16 protein-coding genes are annotated in these 18,563 nt (G+C 64.5%); 7 read left to right on the top strand and 9 right to left on the bottom strand.

The features are described from left to right. Nucleotides 1-34: 34 nt before the first annotated feature. The 5 genes from X265_RS14365 to X265_RS14345 form a co-directional block, all read right to left on the bottom strand. Entirely contained in the window at nucleotides 35-2,428 is a 2,394-nt protein-coding gene (locus X265_RS14365) for a beta strand repeat-containing protein (protein WP_128965403.1), read from the bottom strand. An 18-nt stretch (nucleotides 2,429-2,446) separates the two neighbouring features. After that, nucleotides 2,447-4,327: a flagellar hook-associated protein FlgK gene (gene flgK, locus X265_RS14360; protein WP_128965402.1), complete on the bottom strand. Its 1,881-nt coding sequence runs from the start codon at nucleotides 4,325-4,327 to the stop codon at nucleotides 2,447-2,449. A 34-nt stretch (nucleotides 4,328-4,361) separates the two neighbouring features. Continuing rightward, complete coding sequence (locus X265_RS14355; protein ID WP_128965401.1) at nucleotides 4,362-6,638, bottom strand: flagellar hook-basal body complex protein; 2,277 nt, start codon at nucleotides 6,636-6,638, stop codon at nucleotides 4,362-4,364. Between the two features lie 191 nt (nucleotides 6,639-6,829). Further along, nucleotides 6,830-7,342, bottom strand: coding sequence for a peptide-methionine (R)-S-oxide reductase MsrB (gene msrB / locus X265_RS14350; protein ID WP_128965400.1), 513 nt, complete (start codon nucleotides 7,340-7,342; stop codon nucleotides 6,830-6,832). Between the two features lie 85 nt (nucleotides 7,343-7,427). Next, nucleotides 7,428-8,945, bottom strand: coding sequence for an NAD(P)/FAD-dependent oxidoreductase (locus X265_RS14345; protein WP_244659415.1), 1,518 nt, complete (start codon nucleotides 8,943-8,945; stop codon nucleotides 7,428-7,430). A gap of 106 nt (nucleotides 8,946-9,051) precedes the next feature. Between X265_RS14345 and X265_RS14340 the strand changes: the two genes are divergently transcribed. Genes X265_RS14340 through X265_RS14330 form a run of 3 tightly spaced genes read left to right on the top strand, consistent with a single transcriptional unit; the run spans nucleotide 9,052 to nucleotide 10,545 of the window. Further along, nucleotides 9,052-9,588 (top strand): SixA phosphatase family protein, encoded by a 537-nt coding sequence (locus tag X265_RS14340; RefSeq protein ID WP_164938582.1) that lies wholly within the window; start codon nucleotides 9,052-9,054, stop codon nucleotides 9,586-9,588. 54 nt (nucleotides 9,589-9,642) lie between these two features. Further along, nucleotides 9,643-10,068 carry a universal stress protein gene (locus X265_RS14335; protein WP_128965398.1) on the top strand — a complete coding sequence of 142 codons (426 nt, stop codon included), beginning with the start codon at nucleotides 9,643-9,645 and terminating at the stop codon, nucleotides 10,066-10,068. Nucleotides 10,069-10,083: 15 nt separating this feature from the next. Then, entirely contained in the window at nucleotides 10,084-10,545 is a 462-nt protein-coding gene (locus X265_RS14330) for a hypothetical protein (protein ID WP_128965397.1), read from the top strand. A 132-nt stretch (nucleotides 10,546-10,677) separates the two neighbouring features. Here X265_RS14330 and X265_RS14325 read toward each other — a convergent pair whose 3' ends face one another. Beyond that, the gene (locus X265_RS14325; protein ID WP_128965396.1) at nucleotides 10,678-10,914 is read right to left on the bottom strand and encodes a DUF1127 domain-containing protein; all 237 of its coding nucleotides are present in this window, start codon (nucleotides 10,912-10,914) and stop codon (nucleotides 10,678-10,680) included. Nucleotides 10,915-11,100: 186 nt separating this feature from the next. On the opposite strand from X265_RS14325, the gene X265_RS14320 reads away from it, so the two are divergent. After that, a complete protein-coding gene (locus X265_RS14320; protein ID WP_164938581.1) occupies nucleotides 11,101-12,444 on the top strand; it encodes an aminotransferase-like domain-containing protein in 1,344 nt (447 codons plus the stop codon). A 2-nt stretch (nucleotides 12,445-12,446) separates the two neighbouring features. Here the strand turns inward: X265_RS14320 and X265_RS14315 are convergent, their stop codons facing one another. Beyond that, complete coding sequence (locus tag X265_RS14315; protein ID WP_128965394.1) at nucleotides 12,447-13,034, bottom strand: hypothetical protein; 588 nt, start codon at nucleotides 13,032-13,034, stop codon at nucleotides 12,447-12,449. 65 nt (nucleotides 13,035-13,099) lie between these two features. On the opposite strand from X265_RS14315, the gene X265_RS14310 reads away from it, so the two are divergent. Next, nucleotides 13,100-13,534 carry a hypothetical protein gene (locus X265_RS14310; RefSeq protein ID WP_128965393.1) on the top strand — a complete coding sequence of 145 codons (435 nt, stop codon included), beginning with the start codon at nucleotides 13,100-13,102 and terminating at the stop codon, nucleotides 13,532-13,534. A 4-nt stretch (nucleotides 13,535-13,538) separates the two neighbouring features. Here X265_RS14310 and X265_RS14305 read toward each other — a convergent pair whose 3' ends face one another. Further along, a complete protein-coding gene (locus tag X265_RS14305) occupies nucleotides 13,539-14,939 on the bottom strand; it encodes an MFS transporter (protein WP_128965392.1) in 1,401 nt (466 codons plus the stop codon). Between the two features lie 226 nt (nucleotides 14,940-15,165). Between X265_RS14305 and X265_RS14300 the strand changes: the two genes are divergently transcribed. Further along, on the top strand, nucleotides 15,166-16,389 hold the full coding sequence (locus X265_RS14300; protein ID WP_128965391.1) for an MFS transporter: 1,224 nt from the start codon (nucleotides 15,166-15,168) through the stop codon (nucleotides 16,387-16,389). A gap of 60 nt (nucleotides 16,390-16,449) precedes the next feature. On the opposite strand, the gene X265_RS14295 is transcribed toward X265_RS14300, so the two are convergent. Next, complete coding sequence (locus tag X265_RS14295; protein WP_092303054.1) at nucleotides 16,450-16,956, bottom strand: YciE/YciF ferroxidase family protein; 507 nt, start codon at nucleotides 16,954-16,956, stop codon at nucleotides 16,450-16,452. Between the two features lie 422 nt (nucleotides 16,957-17,378). On the opposite strand from X265_RS14295, the gene X265_RS14290 reads away from it, so the two are divergent. Beyond that, nucleotides 17,379-18,461: a lysylphosphatidylglycerol synthase transmembrane domain-containing protein gene (locus X265_RS14290; RefSeq protein WP_128965390.1), complete on the top strand. Its 1,083-nt coding sequence runs from the start codon at nucleotides 17,379-17,381 to the stop codon at nucleotides 18,459-18,461. Nucleotides 18,462-18,563 lie beyond the last annotated feature (102 nt).

The raw sequence follows: 18,563 nt of genomic DNA, 5'->3' as shown, positions 1-18,563 counted from the left end.
AAACAGGCATGGTTAACGCCGCCTTAATGCGCCGTTACAGGAACTTGACCAGCGAAAGCTCCGCGAGCTTGGCGGTCGTCTGGTAGGACGCCTGGAGCGCGTTCTGCAGCGACAGAATCTCGGCGGCGACCTGGTCGGGCGAGGCCGATTCGGCCTGGTCGACGATGGTTTGCAGCTGCGCCTTGGCCTGGGTCTGGCGCGTGGTCGAATCCTTCATCGTGTTCTGGGCCATCGCGATGTCGGTCTGGATGTCCTCGATCTTCTGCTGCCCGGGCTGCGGCGTCAGCGCCTGCGTGGTGCGCAGGCTGAGCGCGGAGACCTGCCCGCCCGCATATTGCCCGGTCGGCGACGTCGAGAACGTGCCGAACACGGCGATGGCCTGCAACTGCTTGCGGATGGCGTTCTCGTCGGCCTGCGCGCCGTATTGCACCGTGACGGAATCGTCGACCCGCGCCACCGCGGTCGAGCGCGCCGAGCCCGGCCCGTCATTGCCGGTGTACCATTTCACGGTCGTGGCCGAGCCGTTCACCAGCGTCGTCGCCGAGCCGAAGGGCGACGAGCCGACGCGCAGCGGAGCCTTTGCCGCCGTGACCGGGGTGCTCGTGAAGCCGAGCGCCTGGAACGCCGTGCTGTTCGAACTCGTGATGTTGAGGCTGCCGGGATCGTCCGTGTTGATCGTGATGACGCCGCCATGGATGGTCGACGGCTTCGAGGTGCCGGTGAGCTGATCGATCTTGCTGAGCAGAGTTGTGACGTTGTCGGTAATGTTGATCTGGTTTGGTCCGCTGGCGCCCGAGGCGACAAAAGTCAGCGTCTGACCGTTCACCGTGATGGTATCGGGGTTCACGGCAGGCGGACCCGCCGACCCAGCCTGGAACGCCGTTTGGAGGACTTCCGGGCCACCCGTGGTCGCAGTGCCGCTGAGCACAGTTGCCCCGGTGATCGGAGGGTTCGACGACGCGGTGCCGCGCGTCACGCTGCTGAGACCGAGCGCAGTCGCCGCCGGGCCGCCGGCGATCGCCACGTCCGTGCCGGCGCCGGTCGCGATCTGGATATTGCCGCTGGGGCTCAGGGTTACGTTGGCGGATGGGATACCGGCCGCCGTCGCGATCGCATTCAAGATATCGGACACCTTCGCAGTGCTGCCCGAAGCCAATCCGATCGTGGTATTGCCGCTGGCCGGCGTGACGGTGGTGACGTTGGGGTCGAAGGTGATGGTGTGGGCGCCGTTCGCGCCGGTGATGGTCAGGGTGGTACCGGTCGGAGCGTTGGCGAGCGCGGCGAGAACGGCTCCGTTGAGATGGGGCGTCGCCGACGGATCCAGCGACGTGGTCGCAGACGCAACCGCCGATGCACTGTCCTGCAACGCGACCGAACCCGTCCCGGTCATCGAGGTATAGGAGACCAGATTGCCGTTGGCCGCCCCGTTCGCGGTGGCTGATCCCGCCGTATTGAAGAAATTGTCGCCCGCCGCAACGGCGGATGCCGCCACCAGCGAAGTGCCAGCGAGCTTCTTGATCGCGGTGTTCAGCGCGGTGTTGAGGTTGGCCGACGTATTGGCAGGGTTGGAGGGAACCGGTGGAATGACATTGGGATTGCCCGGGTCGATCGCAAAGCTGCCGACCGGCGTTGGCGTCGCAGTGGACGCGGTCAGGTCGATCTGCTCGGTCGAACCGTCAGGCAGCGTGAATTGCACGCTGAGCTTGTCGCCATTGTTCGGATTGACGCCGTTGAGATTGACCGAGAACGCGACCGGCGATCCGCTCGGGCCGGTCACGGTCGCACCCGTCAGCGTCGAGGACACCGCCGCGATCTTCAGCCCGAACGGCGAGGTCTGCGAATCCTCCTGCACCTGGATCGCCCCGGACAGCAAGGTCGACTGCACCAGCCGGCCCATGCCGTTGGGACCGAGATCGGCGGCCTGGCGCTCGGCCATGACTTGCTTCAGGCCCGCCTGCGTCGTGGTGCCGTCGATGATATCGCCGGCATTGGCGACCGATTGCGTGTTGTAGGCGGTCCCGGAGAAGAGATAGCGGTTGCCCGACTGCGTGTTGAGGACGCCGACCATGGACCCGAACTGCGCGGCCGCCGTGGTCTGTGCCACCGTCTGACCGTTGACGTTGAGGTTCTGCGCAGTGCTGGCCGAGCCCGTCTGCACGGTGTTGCGGATCGTCGTCAGCGACTGCAGCGCCGTGTTGGCGAGGTTGATGTTGACGTTGACGTTGGTGATCGTGTCGGTATAGGCGGCGATGTTCGAAAGCTGCGCGCGCGAGGCGATCGCAAAGCCTTCGTTGGTGCCCATGCCGGAATAGTTCTGCGACAGCTTCCCGGTCGAGAGCTGTGTCGACAGGTCGGTGAGCTGCTGGTTGATGTTACGGATTTGTGCGCCGAGAACCGACGAGCCGTAATTGATGCTGCTGATCGACATGTTTCAGAGCCCTACTGATTACCCTTGAGCCTGGATCAACGTGTTCATCATGCTCTGCACCACCGACATGACATGGGCGTTGGCTGCATAGGCATTCTGGAGCTGGATCAGGTTCGACATCTCCGAGTCCAGGTTGACGCCGGAGGTCGAATTGAACTTGGCCTGCAGCGTCGAGACCACGACGCTCTGGCCCTGCTGCAGCTGGGTCGCCTGGGTCGAGGCGTTGGCCTGCACGCTCAGGAATTGCTGCAGGTAATTCGAGACGCTGCCGGTGAACGGCTGACTCGCCGAGCCGAGGCCGGTCTGCGGCGAATAGGAGAAGACCGCACTGGTCAGCTGTGAGTAGAGATAATCCGAGCGCGTGGTGTCGCCGGTGGGCGTGACCGGCGAGGTGTTGTAGATCGACAGCCTGGTCGGGTCGGCGGTGAGCTGCGTGTTCACGGCGATACGCCCGGCAAGGCCCGTCATCTGCGAGCCCGAGCCCGTGATCGCGCCGGTATAGAGCGCCTGCCCGCCATCAGTGAACAGCGGAAGCTGCGGACCGCCCGAGGTCAGCGAGGACACCGTCTTGCTGCTCGACGCCGAATTGACCTTGGCGAGGCCGCTGTTGTCGTCGGTGACGCGCAGCGTCGTCGCGGTCGCCGGCGAGGGCGCCGCGGAAAAAGTCAGGTGCGAGCCTGACAGCGCGGTGTTGATCGCGGACGCGATCGCGCCCACGCCGTTGGAGAAATCGACCCCGATCTGCATCGGATTGGCGTTGCTGGCATTCGGCAGCGGCAGCGCGGTCGGATCAGTCACGTTCACCAGCGTGATCTGGCGCTGGGTATTGGTGGAATCGGTATAGGTGATGTTGACGCTATTGCCCGGCTGCGCGCCGGAAAGATCGATGTCGAAGCCGGCAGGCGGACCGGAGACCGGTGTGCCCGCCGTGGTCTTGTCCGACAGCGCGCTCGACATTGTCGCGGCGAGCTGGTCGACCTGGTTCTGCGCCTGCACCAGGGTCTCGTCGCGCAGCTTCAGGTCGGCCGCGATCTGGCCCGAGGAGACGACGTTGTTGCCGACGACGTCGATGGACGAGCCGTTCGGCAGCTTGAGGGTGAGCGCTCCGACGCCGGACTTGGCCGGATCGATGTTGTAGAGCGAGGTCGCCGACAGCGCGCCGGAAGACGCGAAGGAGAATTGCGAGGCCAGTCCCGCACCGACCAGCTGGACACCCGTGGTCGTATAGATGTTGGCCTGGTTCGATCCGTCGGTGGTGACGCGGACGTCAACATATTTCGACAGGCTGTTGATGGCCTGGTCGCGCTGGTCCATCAGGGTTGCCGCGGACGGATCGGTCGGCGACAGGCCCTGGAGCTTGGTGTTGATGTCGGCGATCTGGTTCAGCGCCGCATTGGCGGCTTGCGAGGAGGTGCTGAGATCCTGCTCAACGTTGGAGCGCAGCGACTGGATGCCCTTGGTGGTGACGTTGAGCTGGGTCGCCAGCGCCTGGGCGGCACCGAGCGCGACCCGCTGCGCCGAGGACGAGCCTGCGCTGGTCGAGAGCGCCTGCAGCGAAGAGGTGAAGGTGTTCAGCGCATTTTCAAGCGTGCCGCTGTTGCCGGGCGTGCCATAGACACTCTGAAGCTGCTTCAGGATGTTGGCCATCTGGTCGGCATAGCCGCTGCCGCCGGTCTCGGTGCGCAGCTGGTTTTGCACATAGCTGTCGATGTCGCGGCTGACGCCTGTCGTCTTCGCCGTCGAGCCGAAATCGCCGGTGGTGACCTCGATCTGGTTCGCGGTCTGGGCGACGTAACCCGGCGTCTGCGAGTTTGCGACGTTCGAGGAGACGATCGACAGCGCGGCCTGGTTGGCACGCAGGCCGCTCATCGCACTGGCAAGGGCTGAACTCAAACCCATCTTACTTGCCGCCTTTGGTTACGTTACGCGCCGATCAGCGCAACACGTTGAGGAGGTCCTGCACCATCGAATTCGCCGTCGTGATCACCTTGGTGTTGGCCGAATAGGCCTGCTGGGTCACGATCAGCTTGGTGAATTCGTCGGCGATGTCGGTGTTCGAACCTTCCAGGGACGAGCCGCTGATGCTGCCCGAGGCGCCGTCGATCGCCGGCCCCGACTGGTCGGTCGCTGAATAAGCGCCACCGTCCATTGCTTTGAGATAGTTGGTGCCGTTGAAGTGCGACAACGTCACCTGGGCGAGGTCGAGGTTCTGGCCGTTGGAGAAGGTGCCGACCACGAGGCCACTGTTGTTGACCGCAACCGAACGGAGCTGGCCGGCGGCATAGCCGTTCTGGGTGATGGTGTTGATGGTCACCGCGCCGCTGGTGCTGGCATATTGCGTCAACCCGCCCGAAGAGATGTTGAAGGCGACGGAGCCGAGCTGCTGGCCGCTGACGCTGACATTGTTGATGGTGACGCCCGAGCCGCTCGGCGAGGTCAGCGAGCCGTCGGCGGCGAAGGTGAACGTCTGTCCGGTGTTGACCCAGCCGACCGCCGTGCCGGTCGCGCTCGGATCGGTCTGGTAGAACAGGTTCCAACTATCGGTATGACCGGTACCCAGCGAGGCACTGTCGGTCTTGGCCCATCGGAGCTGCAGGTTCACCGGCGTGCCCGCGGCGTTGTAGGCGGTGACCGCGCCGCCGCTGATCGATTCCTTGGTAAACGTGGCGACGTCGTTGCCGATCACGGTGCCGGTGCCGGCGGTGCCGCCACCGCCGCGGGGCTTGTTGATGGCCGACGTGAAGCCGAGCGCGGCCAAGGCAGCGGTGTTGTTGCTGGATACCTGCAGGGCGGGGCTGGCGGTACCGGTATTCAGCGTGATCACGCCGTTGCTGATCGATGAGCCCGAAGCGCCGCTGAGAAAGTCGATCTTCTGAAGCAAGGTCGAGATGGTGTCACTGGTGCTGATCTGGTTCGGGTTGGCGATGGGCGGGGCCGTGGAAACGAAAGTCAGTGTCTGACCATTCACCGTGATGGTATCGGCGGTCGGAGGGCCCGCCGTGAAACCCGATGAAAGAACTTCCGGGCCGCCGGGCGTCGCGGCGCCACTGAGCAGCGTGTTGCCGGTGATCGGAGGCGTGGACAGCACGTTGCCCCCGCGCGTCACGTTGCTGAGGCCAAGCGTAGTGGCCGCGGTACCGCTGATCGTAAGATCGACGTTGACGCCGCCGGTAATCTGGATGTTGCCGCTCGTGTTGACGACCGCACTGACGCCGTTGCCGGCCCCGCCGGCCGTTGCAATCGCATTCAGGATATCGTTCACCGTATTCGTGGTGGGGCTTTTGAGACCGATCGTGGTGCTGGTGGCAGTCGTGGTGATGCCCGAAATGGTGTTGTCGAAGGTGATCGTATAAACGCCACTGCCATTGTTGATCGACAGCGTCTGGCCAGCCAGCGAGGCGGCGAGATGCGGAGATGCACTGGGGTCGAGGGACGTGCTGCTGCTCGCCGCCGCCGAAGCGCTGTTCAGCAGCGCCACCGAACCAGTCACCGTCGTCGACGTGTAGGGTGAACGCAGATTGCCGGTCGCGGCGGCGCCAGAGATCGTTGCGTTCACATAAGGCGGAGGCGGGGTACCCACCGGCAACGGATTGGCGGCGAAATCGGACGGATTCAAGCCGCCCGCCGCCAGCAGCGTCTTGCTCGCCGCAGTCGAACTCGCTGCCGTGTTCGGCTGAGAAGGAAGGTTCGCGGCGTACTGGATCGAGGTTGTCGCCTGCGCCGGGATGAAGTTGTTCTGGAATTTCAGGACGGACGCCACGTTGCCGGTCGGGTTTCCGGTCTTCGGGTCGACCGTGACACCCATCAGATAGTAGCCGGCGCCGTTGACGAGGTTGCCGTTGGCGTTGAGCTGGAAGTCACCGCGCCGCGTGTAATAGGTGACGCCGCTGAACTGCGGCAAGTTGTCGACGATGCTGGTGGCTTTCTGGATCGAGAAGAAGCCATCACCGGTGATCGCCATGTTGGTGGCGACGCTGGAGGACGAGATCGTGCCCTGCGTGGTGATGGTGGCCTTCGCATTTGCCGTCACGCCGCCCGCGACCTGCTTGCTCGGGACTGAGGCGTCGGGAATGAGATCGACGAAGCTGGTGCCGATGCCCTTGTACCCGGTGGTCGATGAGTTGGCGATGTTGCCGGAAATGTTCTGAAGCGCGAAGGACTGCGCCTGCAGACCACCCACCGAGGTATTCATTGCATCGAAGATACCCATAACTTTGTCTCCAAATCCGGTCGCGGCGGCGGATCGACTTATGGCCGCAATCGGGGAGACATTCGCAAGGGCTATGCCAAAGCAGGTATCTTCATAAAATCAATGACTTAAAAAGATATGCCCCGGCCGAGTGACCGGGGCATAATTGCCGGACCGGCAACAATTGCCGGGGAATCTCGTCAATTGACGCCCTATGTCGCCGACGGCGTCGCCGGGTGGAACACCAGCCCGAAACCGTCGATGCAGTAGCGCAATCCAGTCGGCTTCGGACCGTCGTCGAAGACATGGCCGAGATGGCCGCCGCAGCGCCTGCAATGCACCTCGGTGCGCACCATGCCGAAGGTGCGGTCCTCGGTCTTGCCGACATTGCCCTCGATCGGCTGGTAGAAGCTCGGCCAGCCCGTGCCGCTCTCGAACTTGGTCTCCGAGGTAAACAGCGGCAGGTCGCAGCCGGCGCAAGCGAAGACGCCTTTGCGGTGCTCGTTCAGCAGCGGGCTGGAGCCGGGCCGCTCGGTGCCCTCCTTGCGCAGGATCTCGTATTGCTGCGGCGTCAGCTGGGCGCGCCACTCGGCGTCGGTCTTCTCGATCTCGAATCTTTGCGCGGCCTTCTCTCCGGCCCGGGCCGGCGTTGCCCTCAGCCAGCGGAAGGCCGAAAGGCCAAACAGGCCGGCGACAGTCGTTAGCAGGATGCGGCGGTCAAACATCTCATTCTCCGTGCGCGGGGACCACGCCCTGAGATACGGGCTCTAACGGCCGACGTTACACTTCCAGGCGGAATTTTTCCCGCCTTTATTGCGCGACGCCCTGCTCTTGGGAGGTCTCTCGGACAGTTTCTTGGACCGTCTCGTGACCAGTCTCTTGAACGGTCTCTTGGGCGCCCGGTTCCACCTCCTCCGGCGCAGCCGGCTGTGGCGGGGCCATCCGCGGCCGAACCCCTGGGGGCTGATGACGCGGACCGGTGCCGGCGGCCCGGTTGGCCTCGGCCAGCCGCGCCTCGCGTTCCCTGTCCTTTACCCGCGCCCGCTCGCGGTACCGGGCAAGCGCCCCCGCGGCAGCAGAGCTCGCTCTGCCCCACATGCCGACCAGTTGGCCCGCGACCCGTCCGGTGGTGCCGCCGGCCCAGACCAGCTCGAACGGCGAGAACAGCTTCCAGCGCTCGTCGCCCCACAGGATGCTGCGCGCGATCAGCTGTCCGGCCATGGCTGAGGTGTTCATGCCCTGGCGGCCGAACCCGCTTGCCACCCAAAGGCCTTTGCGCAACTGGCCGATCTGCGGCATCCCGTGCACGGTCTGGCCTGTCGCGCCGCCGAATGTCTCGCTGATCTCGACATTGCCGAGCTCCGGGAAGATCGACCGGATGCGACGCTTGACGCTGCCTGCAAAGCGCTGCGGACGCGCGGCCCAGGTGGTCTCCGGGCTTTCCCACATCAGGCGGTCGCCGTCGACGATACGGAAATGATCGACACCGTCGGAATCCATCACCGATCCCTTGAAGCCGATGATCCCGTGCAGGCGCTCGCCGAGTGGCGCGGTGATCCCGGCGTAACGCCAGACCGGCAGCAGCGTCTCCGACAGGCGCCGCAACGGCGCACCGAGATGAATGTTGCCGGAAAGCACGATGTGGCCTGCGCGCAGTCGCGCCGACGGCGTGACGATGCGCTTGCGGATGCCGGAATGATCGATGCTGACGACGGGCGTATCCTCGAAGATGCGCGCGCCGGCCCGCCGTGCCAGCGCGGCGAGGCCATGCACATATTTGCGGCCGTCGAGCTGGAACGCCTTGGGGTAATAGACGCCGTGGAAATAACGATCGGTCTTGAGCGCCTCGCGCACGCGATCGACTTGCCAGCCCTCGGCCTCGGTGTCGAAATCCTCGTTGAGCATCTGGAGCCGGCTGATCAGCCGGTCGCCGGCATCGACGTTGGAGACCTCGAGCACGCCGTCGGTGAGGCCGATATCGGGCATGTTCTCTTCCGTGGCGACGGCGCGGACGAACTCGGCGCCCTCCTTCGAGAGCGACCACAATTCGCCGGCATCCTCGAAACCGATGCGCTCGATCAGATCGGCGAGCGGCAGTGCGAACCCCGGCATCACCGTACCGAGCTGGTTGCCCGACGCGTTCCAGCCGACATGGCGGCCCTCGAGCACTGCGACGCTGGCCCCGAGCCGGGCCGCCTCCAGCGCAATGGACAGTCCCGCCAGTCCTGCTCCGATCACGCAAATGTCGGCGTCGAGATCGAACGACAGCCGCTCACGCTCACGAAAGCCGGCTTCTTCCTGGGACATGCTTGTGAAAGTCTCGCTCATGTCGCTTTCTTAGAGCATGATCCGGAAGAGTGTGCAGCGGTTTTGTCACCTTGTCCTCAACGCCCGCCTGTAGATTATTCTGGACGTGGAACGATTCGAGAATGCCATGCGCCGTTTGATGTTGCTGCGTCACGCCAAGACCGAGACCGACGCGCCGAGCGGCCGTGACCAGGACCGCCGGCTCGACGAGCGCGGCCAGCGGGATGCCGCACAGATGGGTAACTGGATCGCCAGCCATCCCCCCGTCCCCGAGGCCGTGCTGGTGTCGCATGCGGCCCGCGCCCGGCAGACCTGGGACCTCGCTTGGCAGGCCATGAAGGACCGCGTCGCGGCGCCCCAGGTCGAGATCCTGCCGGAACTCTACGGCGCGGACCCTGCGCAGATTCTCGAAACCATTCGCACTGCAACGATCCTGACCGACCCTGCGCAGTTGCTGCTGGTCGGCCACAATCCCGGCATGCACGAGGCTGCCCTGATGCTGATGGGCAGCGGCGATCCGGCCGGCGCCAGGGCGCTCGCCGACAATCTGCCCACCGCGGGGCTTGCGATCCTCGACTTTGACGTCAAGGATTGGGGCGACGTGGCCTACCGCCGCGGCAAACTGGTGCTGTTTGTCAGCCCCAAGCTGCTTCGACTGGGATAAGACGCGCGGGCGCAGTCTCCAGATCGATCCAGCTGGGACATTAGGGAGGCGCAGATGTTCAAGTCCATCCTCGTGCCCATCGACCTCGCCGACACCGATCTGGCGAAGCCGGCGATCGAAACCGCAGCAACGCTCTCCCAGAACTGGGGCGGATCGATCCGGCTGCTCAACGTGCTGCCGATGACGCCGGTCATGCTGGCCGAATATGTCCCGGCCGATTTCGACGAACAGCAGCGCCAGACTTCCGAGGAGGCGCTCGCCATCGTCGCGCGCGAATCCGGCATCGACGCCGCTCACATCTCCAGCGTGGTGCGGCAGGGCGGCATCTATCACGAGATCCTCGAGGAAGCCGCGCACATGAAGGCCGACCTGATCGTCATGACCTCGCACCGGCCGGCGATGCGGACCTATTTCCTCGGATCCAATGCCGGCCATGTGGTGCGCTACGCCAAATGTTCTGTGCTGGTGGTGCGGCACTAACCTCGGAGCAATGTCGTGAAGCAATGGTGGCGCAGATGGACCTACGAGGTCCCACTCGCAATCGGTGACGCGCTATGGGAGGTGCTGGTCGTCCAACTGGCCGCGCTGCTCGACCGGCTGACGGTGCGGAAGGTCATCGCCTTCGTCCCTGTCGTGATCATCGTGCTCGCTTACTACCACAGGATTCCAATTCCGCCGGAGCTGATGCTGGTTGGCGATTTCCTCGCTTATATCGACATCTTCTCGGTGCTGATCCTGATGGGCGTGCTCAGCCGCATCAGCACGATCCTGTTCGTCGTCAAACAGGCAACGACGCGGATGGCGGCGTTTGCCGGCAGTATCACCGCCCGAATGCAGCGCCTGGATATCAGGCATCGGCGACAGCGTAGCGCGCCAACGCAGCCTCGCCGCAGGCCTGACCGCTCCGATGACGATCGAGCTTACGGCAGCGTGTGGGGCCAGCCCGCATTGGCCTAGTCGCGTGGAGGTTCGAGCTCTCGACCGCCGCAATGACCGTGTGGAAACAGCGGTACGCGGAATCTCCGCGCTCGTGCCCCGGACGTACCGCAGCGTCTCTCGACGCTGCGCTACAGAGGCGGGACCCAGCGCTCACAGATACCGCGTTAGCTCGGCCTTGAACTGCCCGTAAACAGCGTCCTCGATCTGGCTGCGGGTGATCCCGATGTCGCGCAAGGCGCGGTCGTCGAGCTCGTTCAGCGTCTTGACGGCGGTGCGGCGCTGCAGGCGATCGAACAGGGCATAGGCGGCGCCAGCAAGCGTGGCAAAAAATCCGCTCGACGAGGATGGGCGTAAACTACGCCCTGCAGTTTGCGAGATCGTGGTCATGTTTTTTCTCCGGCCTTGTGTCCCGCGCGGCGAAGCAGATGCGGTGGCGCAAATGCGGAAAGCATCTGCGCCCCATTTTGCCGTCGGATTGCTCTCGCTCACCTCGGCTCAATCGCGGAACTTGATGGAACTTAGATGCTCCAGTACATTGCTCGGAGCAAGGAAAACATTGCTCTCGGTGCAATAATGTCCAAGTTCGAGTACGTGAAGCTTGCGGATGCCATTGCCGCAGATATCGCTAAGGGCACGTTAAGACCCGGCGACCGGCTGCCGCCGCAGCGCAATTTTGCCTATGACCGCGGCATTGCGGTTTCGACCGCCAGCCGTGTTTACACGGAGCTATTGCGCCGTGGGCTCGTGGTCGGCGAGGTCGGCCGCGGGACTTTCATTTCCGGCGACATCAAGCGCCAAGTCGAGACGATCACCGAGCCGCGCGACGCGCGCATCGATTTCGAGGTCAATTATCCCCTGCTGCCGCAGCAATGGGCGATGATCGCCAGGAGCCTCGCCGGGCTCGAGCGGGTCGATGCGCTCGAAGCCGTGCTGCGCACCTCTACCAGTACCGGCACCAAGAGCGCGCGCAATGCCGCCGCGGCCTATCTCGCGCGCAAGGATTTCGCGCCCCAGGCCGAGCAGATCGTGTTCACCGCGAACGGCAAGCAATCGCTCGCAGCGGCGCTCGCAGCGCTCGTTCCGACCGGCGGCCGCTGCGGCGTCGAGGCCCTCACCTACCCTTACGTCAAGAGCATCGCCGCGCGGCTCGGCATCACGCTGGTGCCGATCCCGATGGACGAACATGGCGCGCGGCCCGACGCAATTCAGAAGGCACATCGCGAAGCACATCTGTCGGCCCTGTATCTCCAGCCGATCATCCAGAATCCGCTTGGCGTCACCATGAACGCGGCACGGCGCGCCGACCTCATGCGCGTTGCCGAGAAGCTCGACCTCACCATCATCGAGGACGCCGTCTACGGCTTCCTCGCCGACGATACGCCGCTGGCCGCGCTCGGGCCCGACCGCTGCATAGTGCTCGATAGCCTCTCCAAGAAGGTCGCGCCAGGACTTGCGCTCGGCATTCTCGTCGCGCCGCCTCGTTTGCGTGAAAGCGTGATGAGCGCGGTCCGCACCGGCGGCTGGATCGCCTCCGGCCACGCGCTCGCCGCCGGACAGCGGTTGATGGCCGACGGCACCGTCGCCGAGCTGACGCGGCTGAAGCGCATCGACGCCGCCCGCCGCCAGCAGACCGCGGCGCGGCTGCTCGCCGGCTACCAGATCGCAGCCGATGCGCGCTCCTATCATCTCTGGCTGACGCTGCCGCCGCATTGGCGCTCGCAGACCTTCGTTGCTGCGGCCGCAAGGCGCGGCATCGCACTGACGCCGTCCTCGACCTTTGCGGTCGCGCATGGCCATGCCCCGAACGCGGTGCGCCTCGCGCTCGCCCCGCCCTCATTCGAGCAGCTCGATTCCGGCCTGCGCACCATCGTCTCGCTGCTCGGCACCAAGGAGGAAGATTTCGACTCGACGGAATAGCGCTACGGGAGCAAGGACCGCGGCAGCTGATCAAAACTGTAGCGCCGCGGCCGGTTGCGGCGGATGAAGCCGCCGACCTGCCAGGCGAACAGCGCGGCAAAGCCGAGGATGAACAGCACGCCGGCGAATTCGCCGATCAGGAGCGCGCGGATCAGAAGCGCGGCCATCGCCGCCGCCAGCATCGCCATGAACGCCAGCACGGCCGCATAGGTCCTGCCGCCGAGCCCGGCGGTCAGCTCGGCCCGACTGCCTGACATGGCCATCCGCGCGTGCAGCTCGACGATGAACTGCCGAAAGCCATTGTTCTGCGGCGCCATCAACGCTGCGGTCTGCCAGCTCGTCGACAGGATCGCGATGCGGCCGCCCTTGATGTGGCTGATGTCCGCGCGAAAACGATGCTGCTGCATCGAGACCGGACGGAACGATAGCCTGATTGCACCGATCTCGTCGTAGCGCCAGACGCCCGAGCGGCCGGCGATGTGCCAGGATAATCCTTCGTCGGTCAGCTCGAAGCGATGCGCCGAGCGGATCAGCGACGCCTTGTAGGCGTAGCTCGTGACCGATCCGCTCTGCCCGTCCAAAACCTGCATCTCGATCATCGATCCCGTCTGCGATCTGCTTGCGCGATCGCCCTTCCCCATCCTACAAGCGAGGCATGGCTGAGACGATCTATTTTCCGCGCCGCCTGATTCTCGGCGCCGCCATGATCGCGGGCGTGCTGCTCGCGCTCGCGGTGCACATGCTGGGCGCGCGCTACGGGCTCGACCTCGGGGGCCTCTGGCGCGCCGATACGCGCGAGTTCGTGCCGACGGGCGCGGCGATCGCGTGGTGGCTGATCGCGACGGTCGGATTCTCCGGCGGCTATTTCACCGCGACGTTGATGCAAAGCGCCGTCTCCGGCCAGATCCCGCAACGGATGCGCCAGTTCCTGATCGCGGTCGGCGTGCTCCTGCTCGCGGGTGCCGGACAGGCCGCCTCGGCGCCGAGCCCGATCCCGACCGTATCCGGCGTGCTGGCAGGACTCGCCGCGCTGTGTCTCGGCGCCGTGATGGCGTTCTGCGGCGCGCATTTCGCGCTGCGCCGCAGCTAGCCGGTCAGGCCGTCCTCGCGCCGAAGCCGATCACGGCAGCCGCAATCAGCAGCACGGCCGCCGATATGATGAGCGACTGCTGAAGACCGGCCATGAAGGTGTGGTCGGAGGCAATCAGCGAGCCGAACAGAGCGACCCCAAGGACACTCCCCGTCTGTCGCGTCGCATTGAGGACGCCGGCGGCGATACCGGAGCGCGCCTTCTCGACGCTGCCGAGCAAGGTCGAAGTCAACGGCGGCACCAGGAGGCCAAGCCCGCCGCTGATCGCGATCAGCTGAGCAAACATCGCCCAATAGCTCGTCCCGGCCTTGATCCAGACGAGGCCAAGGCAGCCGAGCGCGGAAATGCAGGCGCCGACGACGATGGTCGGGCACGGACCAATACGTTCGGCGAGCCGCGGCGCCAGCAAATTGACCGGCAGCACCGCGCCCATCATCGGCACGAAAGCGAGCCCGGTCCACCAGGCCGACAGGCCATTGATCCGCTGGAAGTACAGGCTGAGTACGAAGATCAGGCCGTAGATGGCGACATTCACGAGCAGACCGACGATCGTGGTGAGCGTAAACAGCCGGTGCCTGAACAAGCCCAGCGGAAGCATCGGATGCCTCGTGCGGCTCTCCCGCGAGACAAACAGCGCCGCAAGCACTGCCGAGGCCACGAATGCCGCGATCACGGCTGGATGGCCCCAGCCAAGCGCGCCGGCCTCGATGATCGCCCCGGCAAGCGAGCCGAGCGCGCCGATCGCGGCAAGCTGGCCGGGCAGATCGATCTCCCGCGAGCGCGCCCGCGTGGTCTCGCTGGCGTAGCGCCAACTCAGCCACAGACCGGCGAGGCCGATTGGAAGGTTGACCAGGAAGATCGCGCGCCAGCCGACCAGCGTGATCAGCGCACCGCCGACGAAGGGGCCGGCAGTCAGCGCCAGGCTCGCACCGGCGGCCCAGACCGCGACGGCACGGCCGCGCGCTCGATCGTCGGTATAGGCGTGGTTCAGCAGTGCCAGCGAATTCGGCACCAGGATCGCCGCCGCCAGCCCCTGAACCAGCCGCGCGCCGATCAGCACGATCGCATTGGGCGAAAGCGCGCACGCCAGTGAGGCCGCGGTGAAGATCGCAAATCCCGCCATGAAGATTCGCTTGGCGCCGATGCGGTCGCCGAGTGCGCCGGCGGTCAGGATGAAGGCGGCGAAAGCGATGGTGTAGGCACTCACCACCCATTGCAATCCGGCAACGCCGCCGCCCAGCGTCCTGCCCATCGTCTCGAGCGCAGTGTTGACGATGGTGACGTCGAGCTGCACCACGCCATAGCCGAGGCTCATCGCAGCCAGCGTGAGCGAGGTTGCAGTTCGTGCGCCTGGCGCGCTCCACCCGTTCGGAAAGGATTGCAGCTGAAGAAAATCTGCCGGCATGGTCCACCTCCTGTTTGCGGGTGAACGCCACTGCTAGGCTTTCGTTGCGGGATCATGCTTCGTCCGCGATCGAAGCATCATCGCGGGTGGAAATATATCCTCGGATGGAAAAGCATCGACGTCTCTCGTTCTGCTTGCCATGCAAGCCCCGTCCGCATGGAGGCATGGGAACGGCGTCGGATTCCCCGGTGTTGAGCCCGTTAGTTCTCTTCAAGGCAGCGAAGTCATGGCAAGAGCTGGCAACACTTCAGTTCCGTCAATCGCAAGATCAGAGTTCGGCAGGACGGCAACCATCATTGCCGTCGCGAGCATGATCGGCGCGCTGTTCGCCGGCAGTACGGTCGCAACCCCGCTCTACATTGTCTACATGCAGCAGCTGGGTTTCTCCCAGATCACGTTGACTCTGATCTATGCCGTCTACGTCGTCGGAAATCTGACCGCGCTCCTGATATTCGGCCGGATGTCCGATCAAGTCGGGCGGCGGCGCACTGCGGTCATTGCGATCGGCATCGCCATCGTGGGCGCCTTCGTTTTCCTGTTCGCGCACGGGATCGCCTCGCTCTACATCGCGCGGGTGCTCAGCGGTCTTGCGATCGGGATCGGCGCCGGAACTGGCACCGCATGGCTGGCGGAACTGATCGCCGAGCAAGACCGTTCCCGCGCCACGGTGATCGCAACGATCGCGAACTTCACCGGCCTAGGGGTCGGCGCATTGATCGCGGGCTTGCTCGCCGAATATGTCGCATTTCCTCTGCGAACGCCGTTCATCGTCTATCTCGCGGTGCTGGTCGTGGTCGCGGCCCTTCTCGCCTTCGCTCGGGAGACCGTCAGGCGTCCCTTCGCGGCTCTCGCGCAGCTGTCGGTGCGGCCGCGCGCTAACGTGCCGCCGTCGATCCGGACCCAATTCGTCGCGCCCGCGGTCACGGGCTTCGGCGCCATGTCCCTCGTTGCCTTTTTCGCCGCGCTCGCGCCAACCGTGCTCGCCGGCGAGCTGCACATCACCAGCCACGCGGTCGCCGGCGCGATCTTCCTCGAGCTCGCTTCTGCCGTTGCATTCGTCATTGCCCTGACGCGGTCGATGTCGAGCCGCGCTGCAATGCTATGGTCGCTCGGCCTGATGTTGCCGAGCCTCGTTCTGCTCGTGACGGCGCAGTTCCTGGAATCGCTCGGCCTCATGATCGCGGCAACCGCAACGAGCGGCGTGGCGGCGGGCCTTGGCTATCGCGGCAGCCTGCAGCTCGTGAACCAGATCGCGCCCAACGATCGTCGCGCCGAAGTGGTGTCGGCCTATTTCATCTGCTGCTTTCTCGGCAACGCGCTTCCGGTGATCGGAATTGGCGTGCTCTCGACCCTGATCAGTTCGACCGTGGCGAGCCTGGTCTTCGCCACGACGATTGCGGTCTTTGCCGTCGTTGCGCTGGTGTTCGGGCTGAAATACCACGCCGACTAGACCCAGCCCAAAAAAGACGCCGCGCGAGATGCGCGGCGTCTCCAGAGGATCTCCTGACCTTTAGCTCGCCGCCCGCAGGTTCACCTTGCTTTCGGCCAGCGACGTCAGCTTCTTGTCCGTTGCTTTCTCTTCCTCGAGCGTCTTGGCCAGCACGGTGGCGCAGTCGTTGCGGCCGAGCTGCTTGGCCCAGGCGATCAGGCTACCGTAACGGACGATCTCGTAATGCTCCGCGGCTTGCGCCGCGTTGATGAGCGCTGCGTCGAGCACCGCCTTGTCCGCGACGTCGCCGGCGGTCTCATCGGCCTCTTCGATGATGCCGTCGATCGCTGGACAATCCACCGCCTTCACCTGGGCACCGTGCATCTTGAACACTTCCTCGAGCCGCTTGACGTGCTGCTTGGTTTCCTCGAGGTGCGTCAAAAAGCCCTGCTTCAACTGCGGATCGTTGGCCTTTTCTGCCATTTTCGGCAGCGCCTTGGTGAGCTGCTGCTCGGCGTAATAGATGTCCTGGAGCTGATGCACGAACAGGTCGTTCATGGTCTTGATGTCTTTTGTGAACAGTCCCATCGTTCCGGTCCTCTTCGGTTCGGGAACACGGCGGCGTCGGCCTGCAGGAAAGCCGCCTGTTTCGCCATGTTCGATTGCTGATGAGGCCCAACGAACAGAGGCCATCGACGTTCCGAAACGGCGCATGACACTTGAGCTGGAACAATGTCGGCGGGGCCGGGATATGAAACGATGTCAATCTCCGGACGCGGGCTTGAGCCACTTGTCGCGACTCGTATGCTTAACGCGCCCGATATGAACCGCGTGTGACAAGACCGGCCGGTCCGACGTAGAACCTATTGTTGTCAAGGGCTGCACAAGCCGCCGGTTTTGCCTTAAATGAGCTTTATCATGTCTTGCGATCGACGCCTGCCTTTGGCCACGATCGTAGCCGATCTGCCAATGTCTGGCCGGGTCGGATCTGCCCCCCGCCGGGAGGATGAATGCACGGACTGCTGCCCGCGCTGAAACGCGGCTTCAAGAGATGGATCGGCTGGCGACGGCTGGGCATTGCCGCGAGCGTGATGATCATCGCCTTCGCGGTCACCACGCTGTTGCGAACCCTCAAGGGCATCGACACCGGCGTCATCCTGACCGCGTTAACCGAGATTCCCCGCGCGCATATCGGGCTCGCCGCTGTTTGCGTGTTCTTCGCGTTCTGTACGCTGACTTTCTATGACTTTTTTGCACTGCGAACGATCGGCAAGAAGCACGTCCCTTATCGCATCGCAGCGCTGTCAAGCTTCACGTCCTATTCGATCGGCCACAACATCGGCGCCACGGTCTTCACCGGCGGAGCGATCCGATTCCGGATCTATTCGGATTATGGACTGAACGCGATCGACGTCGCCAAGATCTGCTTCCTGTCCGGCCTGACTTTCTGGCTCGGTAACATCTTCGTGCTGTCGATCGGCATGGCCCTGCATCCGGATGCGGCCTCCTACATGGACCAGCTGCCGTCGTCGATTAACCGGCTGATCGCGTTCGGCGGCCTCGCCTCCATCGCCGCCTATCTGGTCTGGCTCGGCATGGGCGAGAAGCGCCGCGAGCTCGGCCAGAAGGGCTGGAAGGTGGTGCTGCCGTCGGCGCCGCTGACGCTGGTGCAGATTCTGATCGGGGTGGTCGATCTCGGCTTCTGCGCCTTCGCGATGTACCTGCTGATACCGGCCGATCCGCCGATCGATTTCCTGTCGCTCGCAGTGGTGTTCATCCTGGCAACGCTACTGGGCTTCGCCAGCCACGCCCCCGGCTCGATTGGCGTGTTCGACGCCGCCATGCTGGTGGCGCTGCCCGAATTCGGCCGCGAGCAGCTGCTGGCGACCCTGCTTGTCTTCCGCATTCTCTATTTCGTGATCCCGTTCGGCCTCGCCATCTCCATCATGGGCACTCGCGAGCTCTGGATGAACGTGGTCCAGCCCTGGCAGGAGCGGCGACGACTAGCGGAAGCCTGCGCGCAGGCCAACCTGCCCAAGCAGGTCACGGCAATGGAGCACGAGCGGTCGCTGCGCCAAGCCAGCAAACGGTGAGGCTGGCCGGCGATGATGCCGGCTACCCGTGAAAGCGGCAGACAAAAGTTGCAGGCAGGCGAGCTATGCTCTCTTATTTCCGCCTCAACTTTGCCGTTGAAG

Origin of the sequence: Bradyrhizobium guangdongense (assembly GCF_004114975.1) — a bacterium.
Classification (GTDB): domain Bacteria; phylum Pseudomonadota; class Alphaproteobacteria; order Rhizobiales; family Xanthobacteraceae; genus Bradyrhizobium; species Bradyrhizobium guangdongense.
This window is presented reverse-complemented; position numbering and strand designations above follow the sequence as displayed.